Source organism: Klebsiella sp. CB_Kp196, assembly GCF_040061575.1.
In the GTDB taxonomy this organism is placed as follows: domain Bacteria; phylum Pseudomonadota; class Gammaproteobacteria; order Enterobacterales; family Enterobacteriaceae; genus Klebsiella; species Klebsiella michiganensis.
Genome location: NZ_JBEAFH010000050.1, coordinates 1 through 17,846 on the forward strand (window position 1 = coordinate 1; position 17,846 = coordinate 17,846).

Here is a 17,846-nt window from a genome sequence, read left to right on the forward strand (position 1 = left end):
CCCGGCGGGCTGTAAGCCGTTGTTCCGTGTCAGTGGAGGCGCATTATAGGGAGTTATTCCGAAGTGACAAGGGCTAAATGCAAAAAACTTTTTAACCGCCTCTTTTTTCATCATTACGGCGCGTAATGTAGCAAAAAACCGGCGTTTTGCCGTTTTAACCAACGAAGTAAGCCGCCAGATGGCATACTGGTAAGGTAAAAAAGAGAAAGGAACGGCACGTATGTCTTTAAGCGCACAGCAGTTGGCGGCACAAAAGAATATCTCCTGGGTATTAGCGGAGAAGCTGGCTCAAAAAATTTTGACCGGTGAATATCAGCCAGAAAGTATCCTTCCAGGCGAGATGGAACTGGGCGAGCAGTTTGGCGTGAGCCGCACCGCCGTGCGTGAAGCGGTGAAGACGCTAGCGGCAAAAGGCATGCTTTTACCACGACCGCGCATCGGAACGCGGGTGATGCCACGCAGCAGCTGGAACTTTCTCGATAAAGAACTCCTGGCCTGGTGGTTAACAGAAGATAACTTCTCCGATGTTGTCAGCCATTTCCTCGTGATGCGCGGCAGTCTGGAACCTCAAACCTGTTTCCTGGCGTCAACCTCAGGGACGCCGGAGCAAAAAGCCCAGCTAAACGCTTTGATGGAGGAGATGGTTGAGCTGAAGAGGAACTTTCAGCGCGAACGCTGGATTGAAGTCGATATGGCCTGGCATGAACATATATATGAAATGAGCGGCAACCCTTTCCTGATCTCTTTCGCTTCTTTATTTCATTCGGTCTATCACACCTACTTCACGTCGATTACGCAGAATGAAGTGGTGAAACTGGATCTGCACCAGGCAATCGTTGATGCCATTCTGGATAGCGACGGCTTGCGGGCGCTGAGCGCCTGCCAGGCGTTGTTGAGCGCTCCCAACCATTCCGATAAATAGCAAGGGTATCGAATGACCAAAAAGAAAGCCCGCAGTATGGCCGGGCTGCCATGGATCGCAGCGATGGCTTTTTTTATGCAGGCGCTCGACGCCACCATTCTGAATACAGCCCTTCCCGCTATCGCCCATAGTCTCAACCGTTCACCGCTAGCGATGCAGTCGGCCATTATCAGCTATACGCTGACGGTGGCCATGCTTATCCCGGTCAGCGGTTGGCTGGCCGACCGCTTCGGCACGCGAAAAGTGTTTATCATCGCCGTCAGCCTGTTTACCCTCGGTTCCCTGGCCTGCGCGCTTTCCAACTCCCTGATGGAACTGGTTATCTTCCGCGTCATTCAGGGCATCGGCGGGGCCATGATGATGCCGGTAGCCAGGCTGGCGCTACTGCGCGCCTATCCGCGCAGCGAACTGCTGCCGGTGCTCAACTTCGTCACGATGCCTGGACTGGTCGGCCCTATCCTCGGTCCCGTGCTCGGCGGCGTACTGGTGACCTGGGCCAGCTGGCACTGGATTTTCCTGATTAATATTCCCATCGGTATTATCGGGATCGTGTATGCCCGCAAGTATATGCCGGATTTCACCACGCCACGGCGCCGCTTCGACACGCTCGGTTTTATCCTGTTTGGCCTGAGCCTGGTTCTGTTTTCCAGCGGAATCGAGCTGTTTGGCGAGAAAATTGTCGCCACATGGATGGCTCTGGCGGTTATCGCCCTGAGCATCGTTTTACTGTGGGCCTATATTCGTCACGCTCGCCGCCATCCCACGCCGCTCATTTCGCTTTCTTTATTCAAGACGCATACTTTCTCTGTCGGGATTGCGGGAAACCTGGCCACGCGCCTGGGTACCGGTTGCGTTCCGTTCCTGATGCCGCTGATGTTACAGGTTGGCTTCGGTTATCCGGCGATCGTCGCCGGCTGCATGATAGCGCCTACGGCTATTGGTTCGATTATTGCGAAATCAACCGTCACCCAGATTCTTCGCTGGTTTGGTTACCGTAAAACGCTGGTTGGGGTCACGATATTTATTGGCCTGATGATCGCTCAGTTTTCGCTGCAATCGCCGGATATGTCGATCTGGATGCTGCTGCTGCCGCTCTTCATTCTGGGAATGGCAATGTCCACCCAGTTCACCTCCATGAACACCATCACGCTCGCCGATTTAACCGATGAAAACGCCAGCAGCGGCAACAGCATGTTGGCCGTGACGCAGCAGCTATCGATCAGTCTCGGGGTCGCCGTTAGCGCGGCGGTGCTGCGGTTTTATGAAGGATTCGATAGCGCAAATACCATCGAGCAGTTTCACTACACCTTTATTACTATGGGGGTTATTACCGTGGTATCGGCGCTGGTATTTACCTTATTAAGAGCAAAAGATGGCCGCAACCTGATTAAGGAGCGGCATAAGCGTTAGGCTGAGCCGCGAACCACCAGCTCGGGGGTTAACTGTACGCGCTGCTGTTTTTGTCCCGGGTCGGCCATACGGTGAATCAGCACATCGATGGCCAGCTCGCCCAGTTCATCTTTCGGTTGATGAATTGTGGTTAACGGCGGCGTCATATAGCGCGCCAGTTCAATGTCGTCATAGCCTACCAGCGCCATATCCTGTGGGATACGCAGACCGCTCTGATAAAGGGCCTGATAGGCGCCTACCGCCATCGCATCGTTACCGATAAACACCGCCTGCGGCAGCGCTGGCAGCATCAGCAGCTTCTGCATGGCGCTGAAACCGCCGCCAAACTCAAAATCGCTGCTAATCACATATCCTTCAGGTACCGTGAGTCCGGCTCGGGCCATCGCTTCCTGATATCCCTCCAGGCGCAGTCGGGCAGGAGTTTTATCCAGCGGACCCGCAATACAGGCAATCCGCGTATAGCCCTGGTCGATCAGATACTGCGTCGCCATATCGCCGCCCAGCAGAGAGTTATCCTGAATCAGATCGCTATCGCCGTCGAACGGCGCCCAGTCCATCATCACCGTCGGTACAGAAGGGTAGCGCTGCATAATCTCCGGCGAAGGTTGATGCGTTTCAGTGCACAGCAGCAGTAAACCATCGACACGCTTTTGCATCAGCGTCTCCAGATTACGGTTCATCCGCTGTTCATCGCCTTCGGTATTACATAGCACAAGGCTATAACCCCGTTCAAAGCAGCTGCGCTCCACGCCGCGCACCAGCTCCGAGTAAAACGGATTGGTACTGGCGGTAATGAGCATGCCTATGGTGCGGGTTTGATTTAATTTGAGGCTGCGCGCCAGCGCGGACGGTGCGTAGTTCAGGCTCTTAATCGCGGCGTCGACTTTAGCGGTAATCGCTTCGCTAACGAAACGATCTTTGTTGATGACATGAGAAACCGTCGAAGTGGAAACGCCCGCAATGCGGGCTACATCCTTCATGGTAGCCAATCGTTACCCCTGTTGACGTAAAAATTCGTCTATTTCTTTTCGCCAGGGCACGGAGGGCTGAGCCCCTTTGCGGGTGACGGCGATAGCAGCGGCGGCATGGGCAAAACGAATCGCCTGCGCCAGTTCACTACCTTCAAGCAGCGCGGTGACCAGCGCACCATTAAAGGTATCGCCAGCGGCGATGGTATCAACCGCCTGCACTTTAAAACCGGGAACCCGACGACCTTCACCTTCGCTGCTGGCCCAAACGCCACGGCTGCCAAGCGTAATGATCACCGTACCAATACCTTTATCATGGAGCACTTTGGCGGCTTTTGCCGCATCATCGTCGCTTTCTACGCGAACGCCGGTGAGCTTTTCCGCTTCGGTCTCGTTAGGGGTAATGATATCCACCAGCGTGAGCAGTTCATCGGGCAGTTCACGTGCCGGCGCCGGATTGAGGATAACTGAGGTTTGATTCTGGTGAGCGATTTTCGCCGCGGCCAGTACGCTTTCCAGCGGCGATTCCAGCTGCATCAGCAGCGCCTGCGCGCCGGCAATACGCTCTTTTTCCGCATCAACCTGAGCCACGCTGAGCGCGGCGTTAGCGCCAGCATGAATACCGATAGTATTCTCACCTTCAGCGTTAACAAAAATCAGCGCCACGCCGGTTGATTCTCCGGCAACGGCCCTGATCGGCGCGACGTCGATATTATCGCTTTTCAGCTGACGACGAACGCGTTCGCCAATATCATCATCGCCGGTACAGGCGATAAAGGCGATATTGGCTCCGCTGCGTCCGGCAGCAACCGCCTGGTTTGCGCCCTTACCGCCAAAAGCGACCTGATAGTGATGACCGGTAACGGTTTCACCCGGCGTTGGGAAGGCGTCAAGATTCAGGATGTGATCGGCGTTGATACTGCCAAGGACGACAAGTTTGCCTGCGGTTTTCATAATCAATATTCCCGGAAAGCGCGCCACCAGAATCCGGTGGCGCATGCCCTGCTTTTCTTTATTATGTTGTCCCTCGGACCGTCGCCGATCCGAATCGCACATTATTGCTTAATGACCAGTTTCAACTCAACCGGATAGCTGGTTTCCACTTTTTCGCCCTTCAGCACTTTATCGGCTGTCTCAACGCCTTTCACGCCGATCTGTTCCGGTAACTGGGCGATGGTCGCTGCCAGTTTGCCACTATTTACCGCTTTTTCGCCATCCGGAGTGCCGTCAAATCCAACAACCATCACATCAGATTTGCCTGCCGTTTGCAGGGCACGCAGCGCGCCCAGCGCCATTTCATCGTTTTGGGCGAATACGGCCTGTACATCAGGATGCGCCGTCAGCAGGTTCTGCATGACGTTCAGGCCCTTGGTACGGTCAAAATCTGCCGGCTGGCTGGCCAGAACGTTAAACTTATGCGCAGCAACGGCCTGCTGGAAACCTTCGCCACGCTCGCGCGCCGCGGACGTCCCGGCAATGCCCTGTAGTTCAATGATCTTCGCGCTTTCACCGACTTTCTTCGCGATATAGTCACCGGCCATCTTACCGCCCAGCACATTATCAGACGCGATATGGCTCACCACGTCGCCTTTTGACGCCTGACGGTCGAGGGTGATAACCGGAATTTTAGCCTGGTTAGCCAGCTTCACGGCGTTACCCACCGCATCGGAATCCGTTGGGTTGATCAGCAGCAGTTTGGTACCACGAACGGTTAAATCCTGCACGTTAGCCAGCTCTTTGGCCGGGTTATTCTGCGAGTCCAGAACCACCAGGTTATAGCCCAGTTTGTCCGCTTCTTTTTGCGCGCCATCCTTCAGCGAGACAAAGAACGGGTTGTTAAGGGTTGAGATAACCAGAGCGATAGTGTCTTTTGCCATCGCGTTTGCGCTTACGGTCGCACTTAACGCTACAGCAGAGACCAGGGTCGCCAGTTTTTTCATATTCATAGTTAAGATGTCCTGTAGAGTTATCAGTTACTGCTTCTTGTTATCTACCAGTACCGCCAGCAAAATAACCACCGCTTTCACGATCATCTGGTAATAGGATGAAACGCCTAATAAATTCAGTCCGTTGTTCAGAAAGCCAAGGATCAACGCGCCAATCAGCGTCCCGACAATACGGCCTTTACCGCCCGCAAGGCTGGTACCGCCGAGCACCACCGCCGCAATCGCATCCAGTTCATATCCGGTGCCCGCCGTCGGCTGCGCGGAAGAGAGACGCGCAACCTCAATAATGCCGGCCAGCGAGGCCAGCATGCCGCACAAAGAATAGACGATGATTTTAACTTTATTCACGCTGATGCCGGAAAGACGCGTTGCCGCTTCGTTGCCGCCGAGCGCGTAGATATAACGACCCAGGCGGGTATGGTGCAGCATGTACCAGGCGGCCAGGAAGACGATCGCCATAATCCACACCGGCGTTGGGATCCCCAGCGGACGGCCAATCCCGAACCAGCCAAACAGATCGGCGTTGTCGGTAAAGCCGGTGTTTACCGGGCTGCCGTTGGTATACACCATCGTCACGCCGCGCAGTAGCAGCATCATGACCAGCGTGGCGATAAATGCCTGTACGCGCCCTTTCGCCACGATCACGCCGGTCACGGCGCCAATTGCCGCACCTAACGCCAGCGCAGCGGCCACCGCCACCAGCGCGTTGACCTCAATCCCGACAATGGAAGCCGCCACCGCGCCGGTCAGCGCCAGCAGGGAGCCGACGGACAGGTCGATGCCCGAAGTCAGGATAACCAGCGTCATCCCGACCGCCATAATGGCGTTAACTGAAGTCTGCTGCAGAATATTGAACAGGTTATTCACGGTAAAAAAGTTGGGGCTCATGGTCGAGACAATCGCAATCAGCACCAGCAGGGCAATCAGCGATTTTTGCTCCATCAGCCACGCTTTTGTGAAGTAGCGACGACCAGAAACAGCCGGGTTATTCATCTTTTTTACTCCTGATTCACACGGTTAAGCTTGCCCACAGCGGCAGCCATCAATACTTCCTGGGTGGCCTGCTCGCGTGTGAATTCACCGCCGAGGTGCCCTTCATGCATCACCATGATGCGATCGCTCATGCCCAGCACTTCCGGCATCTCCGAAGAGACCAGAATGATGCTCAGGCCTTCGGCTTTAAACTGGTTAATCAGCTGGTAGATCTCTTTCTTCGCCCCGACGTCGACGCCGCGGGTCGGTTCATCAAGGATCAGCACCTTCGGACGGGTCATCAAGCCGCGGGCAATCGCCACCTTCTGCTGGTTACCGCCCGATAGCAGCCCAATAGCCTGCTCCATCGACGGCGTTTTCACATTAAACAGGCGGATAAAATCACCTACCGCCTGCTGTTCATCTTTATGCTTCAGGCTACCGCCGCTGCGGCTGAAGTAACGCAGCGCGGTGAGCGACATATTCTCTTTAACCGACATGCCGAGCACTAAACCATCGCGCTTGCGGTCTTCGGAGATATAAACAATGCCGTTGGCCAGGCCATCCTGCGGAGAACGCGTAATGACCTCATGCCCATCCAGGGTAACCGATCCGCTGCTGCGCGGCAGCGCACCGTAGAGCACCTTCATCAGTTCGGTTCGTCCGGCGCCCATCAGCCCGGCAACGCCGAGGATTTCGCCCTGGCGCAGAATAAAGGAGACGTTCTCCACCCCTGAGCCGCACAGGTTGTCGACCTTAAGGCGAACCGCGCCCGGGGCTTTGTCCAGATGCGGATACTGATCCTCCAGCTTGCGGCCGACCATCATCTCAATCAGCAGATCTTCATCCAGGCTGGCCACTTCGCGCTCGGCGATAAACTGCCCATCGCGGAAGACCGTGACGTCATCGCAAATTTCGAAGATCTCTTTCATACGGTGAGAGATATAGACAATACCGCGCCCCTGCGATTTCAGTTCGCGGATCACGCGGAACAGGGATTCGGTCTCGGTGTCGGTTAGCGCGTCGGTGGGTTCATCCATAATGATGACCTTCGACTCAAAGCTCAGCACTTTAGCGATCTCGACCATCTGCTGATCGCCGATCGACAAATCGCCCACCAGCTTTTGGCTGTTGAAGCGTAAGTTCAGCTTTGCCAATAGCTTGTCAGCTTCGGCATACATCGTTTTCCAGTCAATTTTGCCAAAGCGATTCACAAACTCACGACCGAGGAAAATATTCTCGGCGATCGTCAGCTGGGGGATCAGGTTGAGTTCCTGGTGAATGATGCCGATTCCGGCTTCCTGAGAAGATTTAGGTCCGTTGAAAGTGGTCTCTTTCCCCAACCACAGCAGCGAACCGGCATCGCGGGAGTAGATACCGGTCAGCACCTTCATCATGGTAGATTTGCCGGCACCGTTCTCCCCGACCAGCGCCATCACGCGACCTGGATAGACATTTAGCGAGGCGCCGGAGAGCGCCTTGACGCCAGGGAACGCTTTATCGATCCCTTTTAGTTGCAATAAGGCTTCCATATCGGCGACCTCAGAACGTCACGCCGGCACAGAGAATAACGTTCGCATACGGGGAACACTCCCCGCTGCGAATCACCGCCTGACTGTCTGCGGTTTCTTTTTTAAACTGCTCATGACTGGTGTAACGAATTTCAATGGTGTTTCCCTGGTGCTGCTGCAGCTGCTCAAGGTGAGTGAGCAACGTCGCATGGAGCTGCGGATTAAGGGTTTTAATCTCTTCCGCAAGGATAGCCGCTTCAACCTGCATTTCGCTCGTCACCACCTCCAGAACCTGCATAAAGGAGGGAACCCCGTGGGTTAACGCCATATCAATACGCGCGCTGCTGCGGGGAACCGGTAAACCAGCGTCGCAAACAACCAGCGTATCGGTATGCCCCAGACGGGAGATGACCGACGAGATATCAGCATTGAGGACGGTACCTTTTTTCATTTTCTCTTTTGCTCCATTAGCGAAACGTTTCGCTGGTATAAGTATTAGCAATAAGAGAACAGAAAACCATCACCAGATGTGAGAATTGTGATCGTCATCGAAACGTTTCGCAACGCAGCAGCGAGAAAGTCTGAAGCGAGCAGATAAAACAAAAAAGCCCTTCATTAAGAAGGGCCCTAGTGAATCAAATCTCAACCTGGGTGCCGAGTTCAATAACCCGGTTAGGCGGGATTTCGAACTGATCCGGCGCCCGCAGGGCGTTGCGCTGCAGCAGCAGATACAGCTTGCCGCGCAGGCGCAGATACCACGGCCGCTTGCCGATGATCAACGACTCATGCGACATAAAGAAGGAGGTCTCCATCATCCGGCAGCTCAGGCCTTCCAGCCCGCAGCGGTGGAAAACCTCTTCGACGTTCGGCGTTTCGCGCCAGCCGTAGCTGGCAACGACGCGCCAGAACGACGGCGATATCTGTTCAATCTGTACGCGACGAACGTTATGTACGTACGGCGCGTCTTCGGTACGCAGCGTGAGCAAAATCACCCGCTCGTGCAGCACCTTGTTATGCTTCAGGTTGTGCAACAGCGCGAAAGGAATCACGTTCAGCGCCCGGGACATATAAACAGCGGTACCCGGCACGCGAACCGGCGGCGATTTTTCAAGAGAAGAGATCATCGCCTCCAGAGAATTACCGTGCTCATGCATCCGACGCAGAAGGCGGAAACGCTCGCTCTTCCAGGTGGTCATGATGGTAAACATCACCAGACCGAGGGTCAGAGGCAGCCAGCCGCCGGAGACGATTTTATCGAGGTTCGCGGAGAAGAGCGGGATATCAATGCACATAAAGGCAACCAGCAGCAGCGCCACAATAAACTTATTCCAGTGCCAGTTTTGCCGCGCCACCGTCGTGAACAAAATGGTGGTCAGCACCATCGTTCCCGTCACCGCAATACCGTATGCCGCCGCCAGATTCGAGGAGTGCTCAAAGTTAACAATAACGATGACCACCGAGATATAGAGCAGCCAGTTGATAAACGGGATGTAAATCTGCCCGGACTCCATTTCCGAGGTGTGAATAATACGCATCGGCGACAGGTACCCCAGACGCACGGCCTGGCGAGTCAGAGAGAAGACGCCGGAGATAACCGCCTGGGAAGCGATAACCGTCGCCAGGGCGGCAATGATCAGCATTGGGATCAGCGCCCACTCCGGCGCCAGCAGAAAGAACGGGTTTTTAATCGCTTCCGGATGTTTAAGCAGCAGCGCCCCCTGACCAAAGTAGTTCAGTACCAGCGAAGGCAGCACGACCGAAAACCAGGCCAGGCGAATCGGCAATTTGCCGAAATGCCCCATGTCGGCATACAGCGCTTCCACGCCGGTAATCGACAGCACCACCGCCCCCAGCGCCACAAACGAGACGGTTTTATATTCGAGGAAGAAATGAACCGCCCAGTAAGGGTTCAACGCCTGCAGCACTTCAGGGTTAGCGAAAATACTGCGCGCGCCCAGTACCGCCAGCAGCAGGAACCAGATCAGCATAATCGGCGCGAACAGCTTACCCACCATGCTGGTACCGTGCTTTTGAATGGCAAATAGCAGCGTCAGGACAATGATGGATATGGGCACAACCCAGGTATCCAGGTCCGGAGCGATAATTTCCAGACCTTCTATCGCCGACATCACCGAGATGGCAGGGGTAATGACCACCTCGCCATAAAAGAAGCTGCCGCCGATAAGCCCAAGGATCACCAGGATGGACGTGGCGCGCGCGGAAGTGTTTCGCCCCGCCAGCGACATTAACGTAAGGATCCCGCCTTCACCGGCGTTATCTGCCCGCATCACGAAGGTGATGTATTTGAGTGAAACAGTAAGAATTAATAGCCAAAAAATGAGCGACAGGAAGCCAAAAACAGCATCACGCTCAACGCCAAAGCCAAACTGACCTGACAGACATTCACGAAGTGTATACAGTGGACTGGTGCCGATATCGCCGTATACCACGCCGATTGCCGCCAGCGTTATTGCCGGCAGCGATTGCTTATTATCAGTGCTCATAGACTAGTCTTTTCGTTTATAAAACAAATGTGTGCCTAGTCCCTTGGCCCACAAAAAGCGCACAGTATGCACGATTATTTGCTGAATCGTACCCCTAACTGACATCATCTTAACCTGACTCAAAGAAAATAAATCGATTCTTCAGGCTATTACCACCCCTAATCAAACATCTATACTCGACCTAACAACGACATTCTAAAAAGCACGCAACTCTATTATGGCTCAATCACATTTACTGGCAGAAAGAATTTCCCGGCTCAGCGCCGCGCTGGAAAAAGGACTCTTCGAACGCAGCCACGCAATACGCCTTTGCCTGCTTGCCGCCCTCAGCGGCGAGAGCGTTTTTCTGCTGGGCCCGCCGGGGATCGCCAAAAGCCTGATTGCCCGTCGCCTCAAGTTCGCCTTCCAGCAGGCTCGCGCATTTGAATACCTGATGACCCGTTTCTCCACGCCGGAAGAGGTCTTTGGCCCACTCTCCATTCAGGCGCTGAAAGATGAAGGGCGCTACGAACGTTTGACCGCCGGCTATCTTCCGGAAGCTGAAATTGTTTTTCTCGATGAGATCTGGAAAGCGGGCCCGGCGATTCTCAATACGCTGCTGACGGCGATAAACGAACGCCATTTCCGCAACGGGGCGACCGAAGAGAAGATCCCCATGCGCCTGCTGGTGGCGGCGTCGAACGAGCTCCCGGAGGCAGACAACAGTCTGGAAGCCTTATACGATCGTATGCTTATTCGCCTATGGCTGGATAAGGTACAGGATAAAACGAACTTCCGCTCAATGCTGATAAGCCAGCAGGACGAGAACAGTAATCCTGTCCCGGCGAGTTTGCAGGTCAGCGACGAGGAATTTCTGCAATGGCAGCAGGATATCGGCAGCGTGAAGCTACCGGACAGCGTATTTGAACTGATTTTCCAGCTGCGCCAGCAGCTGGATACGTTGCCAAACGCGCCCTACGTCTCAGATCGTCGCTGGAAAAAAGCCATTCGTCTGCTGCAGGCCAGCGCCTTTTTCAGCGGCCGCGACACCATTGCACCAATAGACCTGATCCTGCTGAAGGATTGCCTGTGGCACAATATTGAGACGATGAATCTGATGTCCGTGCAGATTGAGACCTTAATGACCAGCCACGCCTGGCAGCAGCAGGCGATGCTCACCCGCCTCGGGTCGATTATTCAACGGCGCATTCAGCTTCAACAGCAGCAAAGCGATAAGACCGCGCTAAAAGTCACCCGTCTCGGCGGGATGTTCAGCCGTAAACCTCATTATGAACTGCCTGCTGAAGTGCAGGACCCCACGCTAACGCTGCTTCTCCAGCAGCCGCTAAAACTGCACGACCTGGAAGTGATTCATATTACGTTTGTTCGTGAAGAGCTTGCTCACTGGCTGGAGAAAGGGGGTGAGATCCGCGGCAAGCTCAACGGCATTGGTTTTGCCCAGCAGCTGAATATGGATGTCGATACCAGCCAGCATCTGGTCGTGCGCGATGTGAGCCTGCAGGGGTCGCGACTCTCCCTGCCCGGTAGCGAATCACGGGAAAATATGCCGGCAGAAATCAGGCAACAGCTGGAGGCGCTGGACGACGAATGGCATCAGCAACATAACCGCTTCAGCGAACAGCAAAAATGTCTGTTTATTCCCGGCGAGTGGCTGGGGCGCATTGAAGCCAGCCTGCAGGACGTGGGAACGCAGATTAAACAGGCCCGCCAGTCATGACGCTGGACATGCTGAATGTCATGCTGGCAGTCGGCGAAGAGGGCATGATCGATGAGATGCTGCTGGCCCTGCTGGCAGCGCCTCAACTCGCGGTATTCTTTGAAAAATTTCCGCGGCTCAAAAATATTATCGCCGCCGACATTCCTCGCTGGCGGGAAGCGGTCAGATCGCGACTAAAAGAGACCAACGTCCCGCCCGAGCTGGATGCGGAAGTTCAGTGCTATCAGCAATCACAGCGGCTTTCCACCTCGCAGTTTATCGTCCAGCTGCCGCAAATTCTGAGCCAGCTGCATAAGCTGCACTCCCCTTTTGCCAGCCAGGCGCAGCAGCTGGTGGACAACAACAGCACCTTTACGCCGGCGCTGCACACGTTATTCCTTCAGCGCTGGCGTCTGAGCCTGGTGGTGCAGGCAACCTCTCTTAATCAGCAGCTGCTGGATGAAGAGCGCGATCAGCTGCTGAGCGAAGTTCAGGAGCGCATGACCCTCAGCGGCCAGCTCGAGCCCGTGCTGGTGGAGAATGATAATGCGGCGGGACACCTGTGGGACATGAGCGCCGGAGAGCTGAAGCGAGGCGATTACCAGCTGATCGTTCGCTACGGGGACTTTTTAAGCCAACAACCTGAACTCATGCAGCTCGCCGAACAGCTGGGGCGCTCGCGTGAAGCGAAAGCGGTGCCGAAAAAAGATGCGCCGATGGAGACCTTCCGCAGCCTGGTGCGCGAACCGGCTACCGTACCGGAGCAGGTCGACGGTCTTCAGCAAAGCGACGATATTCTACGTCTGCTGCCGCCTGAGCTGGCCACCCTCGGCATCACCGAGCTGGAGTTTGAGTTCTACCGCAAGCTGGTTGAAAAGCAGCTGCTGACCTATCGACTACATGGCGATGCGTGGAAGGAAAAGATCACCGAACGGCCGGTAACGCGCCAGGACGTTGATGAACAGCCGCGCGGGCCGTTTATCGTCTGCGTCGATACTTCCGGCTCAATGGGCGGTTTCAATGAACAGTGCGCCAAGGCGTTTTGTCTGGCGCTGATGCGGGTCGCTCTGGCGGATAACCGCCGCTGCTTCATTATGCTGTTTTCCAGCGAAGTGGTGCACTACGAACTCACCGGCCCGCAGGGGCTGGAACAGGCGATTCGTTTCTTGAGCCAGCGCTTTCGCGGCGGCACCGATCTGGCCAGCTGCTTCCGGGCGGTGATTGAGCGTATGCAGAATCCGCAGTGGGTCGATGCGGATGCGGTGGTGATTTCTGATTTTATCGCCCAGCGCTTGCCGGATGAGGTGATCAATAAGGTGGGAGAGCTACAGCATAAACATCAACATCGTTTTCATGCAGTGGCGATGTCGGTACACGGCAAGCCCGGCATTATGCGCGTATTCGATCATATCTGGCGCTTTGATACCGGGTTGCGTAGCCGCCTGCTGAGACGCTGGCGGCGTTAATCACTGATTAAAGAAGCGCAGCAACGCTCTGACGAACCTGGGTTGGCCACACGCCGCACTGCACCTGGCCGATATGCTCAAGCTGCAGCAGCAGCATCGTCAGGCGAGACTGGCCAATGCCGCCGCCAATCGTCTGCGGCATCTCTCCGCGCAGCAGCGCCTGGTGCCATTCCAGCTGCAGGCGATCTTCGTCGCCGGTCATCGCGAGCTGACGCTTCAGCGCTTCGGCATCGACGCGGATCCCCATTGAAGAGAGCTCGAATGCATCTTCAAGCACCGGGTTCCACACCAGAATATCACCGTTCAGACCGGCATAGCCTTCAGCGGCAGGCGTGCTCCAGTCATCGTAATCCGGCGCGCGAACGTCGTGACGCTGGCCATCGGAAAGCTTGCCGCCGATACCGATCAGGAATACCGCGCCCAGCTCTTTCGCGATCGCCCGCTCGCGGCCCTTGGCATCAAGATCCGGATAGCGGCTTAAAAGCTCCTCGCTGTGAACAAACTGGATCGTCTCCGGCAAGAAAGGCGTAAGGCCAAATTCTTTACTGACGGCGTCTTCGGTCGCTTTGATCCCGGCATAGATCGCTTCAACGGTTGCTTTCAGCGTGCCGCTGTGGCGCTCTCCGTCGCCCATTACGCGCTCCCAGTCCCACTGGTCAACGTAAACGGAGTGGATGGGAGTTAATCGGTCTTCATCGGGGCGAAGGGCCTTCATGTGCGTGTACAGCCCTTCGCCCGCGCTGAAGTCGTGTTGTCCCAGGGTTTGACGCTTCCACTTCGCCAGTGAATGAACCACTTCGAACTGGGCGTCTGGCAGTGTTTTCACTTTAACCTGAACCGCTTTTTCGCAACCAGAGAGGTTATCCTGGGTCCCATCGCCCACGCGGCTTAAGATCGGCGCCTGGACTTCGATCAGGCCGAGCTTCTCTTCAAGCTGGCGGGAAAAGTGTGACTTAACGAAACTAATCTGGCGTTGTTTTGCGATGTATGCGGTTTTCATTTTTTATAACTCCTGCGTCCTGTTGCCATTGATTAAGCAACAAAACAGCGCTGCAATTCAATAATCCAACAACAAAAAGCCTGCATCGATTTTGATTCATTAAAATTTGAGGCTAAAATAGAAATATTCGTCAAACTTCATAAGAAAAACCTATGGAAAATTATCAGATCGACAATCTGGACCGCGGCATTCTAGAGGCCTTAATGGCCAACGCGCGCACCGCCTATGCTGAACTGGCAAAACAGTTTGGCGTCAGCCCGGGGACCATTCACGTGCGGGTAGAGAAAATGAAGCAGGCCGGAATTATTACCGGCGCACGCATCGACGTCAGCCCCAAGCAGCTGGGTTACGATGTAGGATGTTTTATCGGCATCATTCTGAAGAGCGCGAAAGACTACCCCTCCGCGCTGGCCAGGCTAAACAGCCTGGATGAGGTTACTGAAGCCTATTACACCACCGGACACTACAGCATCTTTATAAAGGTGATGTGCCGATCGATTGATGCGCTCCAGCATGTACTTATCAACAAGATCCAAACAATTGATGAAATTCAGTCCACTGAAACGCTGATCGTCCTGCAAAACCCGATTATGCGTACCATCCGCCCGTGATCGGGCTTTTTAATCCCACATTTTTCCACAGGTAGATCCCAGCTCGCTCACAGCGTACAATACGCCACTCTGAATAGTGGAGCGGGCGATCATGGCAGAGATAACTCTTATCAGCGGCAGTACGCTGGGTAGCGCAGAATATGTATCAGAACATCTGGCGGAAAAGCTGGAAGAGGCTGGACACAGCACGACTATTCAGCACGGCCCGCTGATCGACGATCTGCAGGCGGAAGGGATCTGGCTGGTTATCTCTTCGACGCATGGCGCCGGGGACATTCCCGATAATCTTCTGCCTTTCTATGAAGCGCTTCAGGAGAAGCAGGTCGACCTCTCTGCGGTCCGTTTTGGCGCAGTCGGCATCGGTAGCCGTGAATACGATACCTTCTGCGGAGCAATTGATAAGCTCGAGACGGCGCTCAACGCCTGCGGGGCAAAACAGATCGGTGAAACGCTAAAAATTAACGTTCTCGAACATGAAATTCCGGAAGATCCGGCCGAGATTTGGCTGGGATCCTGGAAAAACTTGCTCTGAGAATTGTAAAGATCATACTTTCTTCTGTGGATAACTATGCTTAAAAGCTTGGATCAACCGGTAGTTATCCAAAGTATAACCCTTGACTGATTTTTGTGCTGTGTATAACCCTTCATTTTGATCCCAGCTTATACGGACCAGGATCACCGATCATTCACAGAAAGCGATCCTTCTTAAGCGTTTGATCTTAAATCGCGGATCTGACTTATCCACAAGACAAGCCGATCCTAATAAGAGATCACAATAAAACAGATCTCTAAATAAAAGATCTTCTTTTTAATACTCAGGATCCCGGCGCTTTCTCGAAAGGCTAAAGTTGAGTAGAATCCACGGCCCGGGCTTCACTCTATTTTCAAACCGCTTTATGCGAGGCATACCACCATGTTTTATCAGGATCCTTTTGACGTCATCATCATTGGCGGGGGTCATGCAGGCACTGAGGCCGCGATGGCCGCAGCGCGAATGGGTCAACAGACTCTGCTTTTGACACACAATATCGACACTCTGGGGCAGATGAGCTGCAACCCGGCGATTGGCGGCATTGGGAAAGGACACCTGGTAAAAGAAGTGGATGCGCTTGGCGGCCTGATGGCGAAGGCAATTGACCACGCCGGCATCCAGTTTAGGATACTAAACGCCAGCAAAGGCCCGGCCGTACGGGCAACTCGCGCTCAGGCAGACCGTGTGCTGTACCGGCAGGCCGTACGTACCGCGCTGGAAAACCAGCCTAATTTAATGATCTTCCAGCAGGCGGTGGAAGATCTGATTGTCGAAAACGATCGTGTTGTTGGCGCCGTCACCCAGACGGGGCTTAAATTCCGCGCCAAAGCGGTGGTACTGACCGTCGGAACCTTTCTCGACGGTAAGATCCATATCGGCCTGGATAACTACAGCGGCGGTCGTGCAGGCGATCCTCCGTCGATCCCGCTGTCCCGCCGCTTGCGTGAACTACCGCTGCGCGTCAGCCGCCTGAAAACCGGTACCCCGCCGCGTATCGACGCGAGGACGATTGATTTCAGCGTTCTGGCACAGCAGCACGGCGATAATCCGATGCCGGTCTTCTCGTTTATGGGAGATGCTTCGCAGCATCCGCGTCAGGTGCCGTGCTACGTCACGCATACCAACGAGAAAACGCATGACGTGATCCGTAATAACCTCGATCGTAGCCCGATGTATGCCGGCGTGATTGAAGGGATCGGTCCCCGCTACTGTCCTTCGATCGAAGACAAGGTCATGCGCTTTGCCGATCGTAACCAGCATCAAATTTTCCTCGAGCCGGAAGGCCTGACGTCCAACGAAATTTATCCAAATGGCATCTCCACCAGCCTGCCGTTCGATGTCCAGATGCAAATCGTCCGCTCAATGCAGGGGATGGAAAATGCAAAAATCGTTCGCCCTGGCTACGCTATTGAGTACGATTTCTTTGACCCGCGCGACCTGAAACCGACGCTGGAAATTAAATTTATCCATGGCCTGTTCTTTGCCGGCCAGATTAACGGCACCACCGGTTATGAAGAAGCTGCCGCTCAGGGCCTGCTGGCAGGCCTGAACGCTGCTCGTTTCTCCGCCGAGAAAGAGGGGTGGGCGCCTGGCCGCTCTCAGGCTTACCTTGGCGTCCTGGTAGACGATCTGTGTACTCTCGGTACCAAAGAACCGTACCGCATGTTTACCTCTCGTGCGGAATACCGCCTGATGCTGCGTGAAGACAACGCCGATCTGCGCCTGACCGAACAAGGTCGTGAACTGGGTCTGGTGGATGACGAACGCTGGGCGCGTTTCAACGAGAAGCTTGAGAGCATTGAACGTGAACGTCAGCGTCTGAAAACCAGCTGGGTTAATCCGCTGGCGGAAAGCGCTGCGGAAGTGAATGCTCGACTGACGGCGCCTTTGTCCCGTGAAGCTAACGGTGAAGATTTGCTCCGTCGTCCGGAAATGACCTACGAACAGCTGGTGCAGATGACGCCGTTCTCGCCGGGTCTTGAGGACAAGCAAGCGGCTGAACAGGTCGAAATTCAGGTAAAATACGAAGGCTACATCGCGCGCCAGCAGGATGAAATCGAGAAACAACAGCGCAACGAGAACACGTTGCTGCCTGCTACGCTTGATTATCGCCAGGTGAATGGGCTGTCGAACGAGGTCATTGCCAAGTTGAACGACCATAAGCCGTCTTCGATAGGGCAGGCATCGCGTATTTCCGGCATTACGCCTGCGGCAATCTCGATTTTGCTGGTGTGGTTAAAAAAGCAGGGAATGCTGCGCCGTAGCGCCTGATATTCCACTGAACGATACATGGGCGAATAGCGCATCA

Annotated in this window: 15 protein-coding genes; 7 read left to right on the forward strand and 8 right to left on the reverse strand. The window is 54.7% G+C overall.

Annotation, left to right across the window (positions count from 1 at the left end):
- Positions 1 to 220 precede the first annotated feature (220 nt).
- Positions 221 to 922, forward strand: a complete 702-nt coding sequence (locus tag ABLU87_RS16695) for a FadR/GntR family transcriptional regulator (protein ID WP_122117544.1) — start codon at positions 221 to 223, stop codon at positions 920 to 922.
- A gap of 12 nt (positions 923 to 934) precedes the next feature.
- Entirely contained in the window at positions 935 to 2,332 is a 1,398-nt protein-coding gene (gene mdtD / locus ABLU87_RS16700; protein WP_004855800.1) for a multidrug transporter subunit MdtD, read from the forward strand.
- Here the strand turns inward: mdtD and rbsR are convergent.
- From rbsR to kup, 7 genes are all read right to left on the reverse strand, one after another.
- Positions 2,329 to 3,321, reverse strand: coding sequence for a ribose operon transcriptional repressor RbsR (rbsR, locus tag ABLU87_RS16705; RefSeq protein ID WP_014227359.1), 993 nt, complete (start codon positions 3,319 to 3,321; stop codon positions 2,329 to 2,331). The two genes, mdtD and rbsR, sit on opposite strands and share 4 nt — an antisense overlap.
- Positions 3,322 to 3,324: 3 nt before the next feature.
- Complete coding sequence (gene rbsK, locus ABLU87_RS16710) at positions 3,325 to 4,257, reverse strand: ribokinase (protein WP_177342542.1); 933 nt, start codon at positions 4,255 to 4,257, stop codon at positions 3,325 to 3,327.
- A 98-nt stretch (positions 4,258 to 4,355) separates the two neighbouring features.
- Positions 4,356 to 5,246 carry a ribose ABC transporter substrate-binding protein RbsB gene (gene rbsB, locus ABLU87_RS16715; protein ID WP_004855794.1) on the reverse strand — a complete coding sequence of 297 codons (891 nt, stop codon included), beginning with the start codon at positions 5,244 to 5,246 and terminating at the stop codon, positions 4,356 to 4,358.
- Positions 5,247 to 5,273: 27 nt separating this feature from the next.
- The gene (gene rbsC, locus ABLU87_RS16720; protein WP_004855792.1) at positions 5,274 to 6,239 is read right to left on the reverse strand and encodes a ribose ABC transporter permease; all 966 of its coding nucleotides are present in this window, start codon (positions 6,237 to 6,239) and stop codon (positions 5,274 to 5,276) included.
- 5 nt (positions 6,240 to 6,244) lie between these two features.
- Positions 6,245 to 7,750: a ribose ABC transporter ATP-binding protein RbsA gene (gene rbsA, locus ABLU87_RS16725; protein ID WP_049084098.1), complete on the reverse strand. Its 1,506-nt coding sequence runs from the start codon at positions 7,748 to 7,750 to the stop codon at positions 6,245 to 6,247.
- Positions 7,751 to 7,760: 10 nt separating this feature from the next.
- Positions 7,761 to 8,180 (reverse strand): D-ribose pyranase, encoded by a 420-nt coding sequence (gene rbsD, locus ABLU87_RS16730; protein ID WP_004855789.1) that lies wholly within the window; start codon positions 8,178 to 8,180, stop codon positions 7,761 to 7,763.
- A gap of 184 nt (positions 8,181 to 8,364) precedes the next feature.
- Complete coding sequence (kup, locus tag ABLU87_RS16735; protein WP_014227355.1) at positions 8,365 to 10,233, reverse strand: low affinity potassium transporter Kup; 1,869 nt, start codon at positions 10,231 to 10,233, stop codon at positions 8,365 to 8,367.
- Positions 10,234 to 10,450: 217 nt separating this feature from the next.
- Between kup and ravA the strand changes: the two genes are divergently transcribed.
- Together ravA and viaA are read left to right on the forward strand one after the other, a co-directional pair.
- The gene (ravA, locus tag ABLU87_RS16740) at positions 10,451 to 11,950 is read left to right on the forward strand and encodes an ATPase RavA (RefSeq protein WP_014227354.1); all 1,500 of its coding nucleotides are present in this window, start codon (positions 10,451 to 10,453) and stop codon (positions 11,948 to 11,950) included.
- Positions 11,947 to 13,395: an ATPase RavA stimulator ViaA gene (viaA, locus tag ABLU87_RS16745; protein ID WP_014839869.1), complete on the forward strand. Its 1,449-nt coding sequence runs from the start codon at positions 11,947 to 11,949 to the stop codon at positions 13,393 to 13,395. Before ravA ends, viaA begins: the two co-directional genes overlap by 4 nt.
- Positions 13,396 to 13,402: 7 nt before the next feature.
- On the opposite strand, the gene asnA is transcribed toward viaA, so the two are convergent.
- Positions 13,403 to 14,395: an aspartate--ammonia ligase gene (gene asnA / locus ABLU87_RS16750; RefSeq protein WP_025107541.1), complete on the reverse strand. Its 993-nt coding sequence runs from the start codon at positions 14,393 to 14,395 to the stop codon at positions 13,403 to 13,405.
- Between the two features lie 152 nt (positions 14,396 to 14,547).
- Here asnA and asnC point away from each other — a divergent pair, with 152 nt between their 5' ends.
- The 3 genes from asnC (at position 14,548) to mnmG (ending at position 17,809) form a co-directional block, all read left to right on the forward strand.
- On the forward strand, positions 14,548 to 15,006 hold the full coding sequence (asnC, locus tag ABLU87_RS16755) for a transcriptional regulator AsnC (protein ID WP_004107306.1): 459 nt from the start codon (positions 14,548 to 14,550) through the stop codon (positions 15,004 to 15,006).
- Positions 15,007 to 15,097: 91 nt separating this feature from the next.
- Positions 15,098 to 15,538: an FMN-binding protein MioC gene (gene mioC / locus ABLU87_RS16760; RefSeq protein ID WP_009653317.1), complete on the forward strand. Its 441-nt coding sequence runs from the start codon at positions 15,098 to 15,100 to the stop codon at positions 15,536 to 15,538.
- 381 nt (positions 15,539 to 15,919) lie between these two features.
- On the forward strand, positions 15,920 to 17,809 hold the full coding sequence (mnmG, locus tag ABLU87_RS16765; protein ID WP_348866039.1) for a tRNA uridine-5-carboxymethylaminomethyl(34) synthesis enzyme MnmG: 1,890 nt from the start codon (positions 15,920 to 15,922) through the stop codon (positions 17,807 to 17,809).
- Positions 17,810 to 17,846: the final 37 nt, after the last annotated feature.

What these genes read in the sequence shown, in the direction of transcription:
- ABLU87_RS16695 (WP_122117544.1), top strand. Translation starts at nt 221, where the DNA reads ATGTCTTTAAGCGCACAGCAGTTGGCGGCACAAAAGAATATCTCCTGG.
- mdtD (WP_004855800.1), top strand. Translation starts at nt 935, where the DNA reads ATGACCAAAAAGAAAGCCCGCAGTATGGCCGGGCTGCCATGGATCGCA.
- rbsB (WP_004855794.1), bottom strand. Translation starts at nt 5,246, where the DNA reads ATGAATATGAAAAAACTGGCGACCCTGGTCTCTGCTGTAGCGTTAAGT.
- rbsC (WP_004855792.1), bottom strand. Translation starts at nt 6,239, where the DNA reads ATGAATAACCCGGCTGTTTCTGGTCGTCGCTACTTCACAAAAGCGTGG.
- rbsA (WP_049084098.1), bottom strand. Translation starts at nt 7,750, where the DNA reads ATGGAAGCCTTATTGCAACTAAAAGGGATCGATAAAGCGTTCCCTGGC.
- rbsD (WP_004855789.1), bottom strand. Translation starts at nt 8,180, where the DNA reads ATGAAAAAAGGTACCGTCCTCAATGCTGATATCTCGTCGGTCATCTCC.
- kup (WP_014227355.1), bottom strand. Translation starts at nt 10,233, where the DNA reads ATGAGCACTGATAATAAGCAATCGCTGCCGGCAATAACGCTGGCGGCA.
- ravA (WP_014227354.1), top strand. Translation starts at nt 10,451, where the DNA reads ATGGCTCAATCACATTTACTGGCAGAAAGAATTTCCCGGCTCAGCGCC.
- viaA (WP_014839869.1), top strand. Translation starts at nt 11,947, where the DNA reads ATGACGCTGGACATGCTGAATGTCATGCTGGCAGTCGGCGAAGAGGGC.
- asnA (WP_025107541.1), bottom strand. Translation starts at nt 14,395, where the DNA reads ATGAAAACCGCATACATCGCAAAACAACGCCAGATTAGTTTCGTTAAG.
- asnC (WP_004107306.1), top strand. Translation starts at nt 14,548, where the DNA reads ATGGAAAATTATCAGATCGACAATCTGGACCGCGGCATTCTAGAGGCC.
- mioC (WP_009653317.1), top strand. Translation starts at nt 15,098, where the DNA reads ATGGCAGAGATAACTCTTATCAGCGGCAGTACGCTGGGTAGCGCAGAA.
- mnmG (WP_348866039.1), top strand. Translation starts at nt 15,920, where the DNA reads ATGTTTTATCAGGATCCTTTTGACGTCATCATCATTGGCGGGGGTCAT.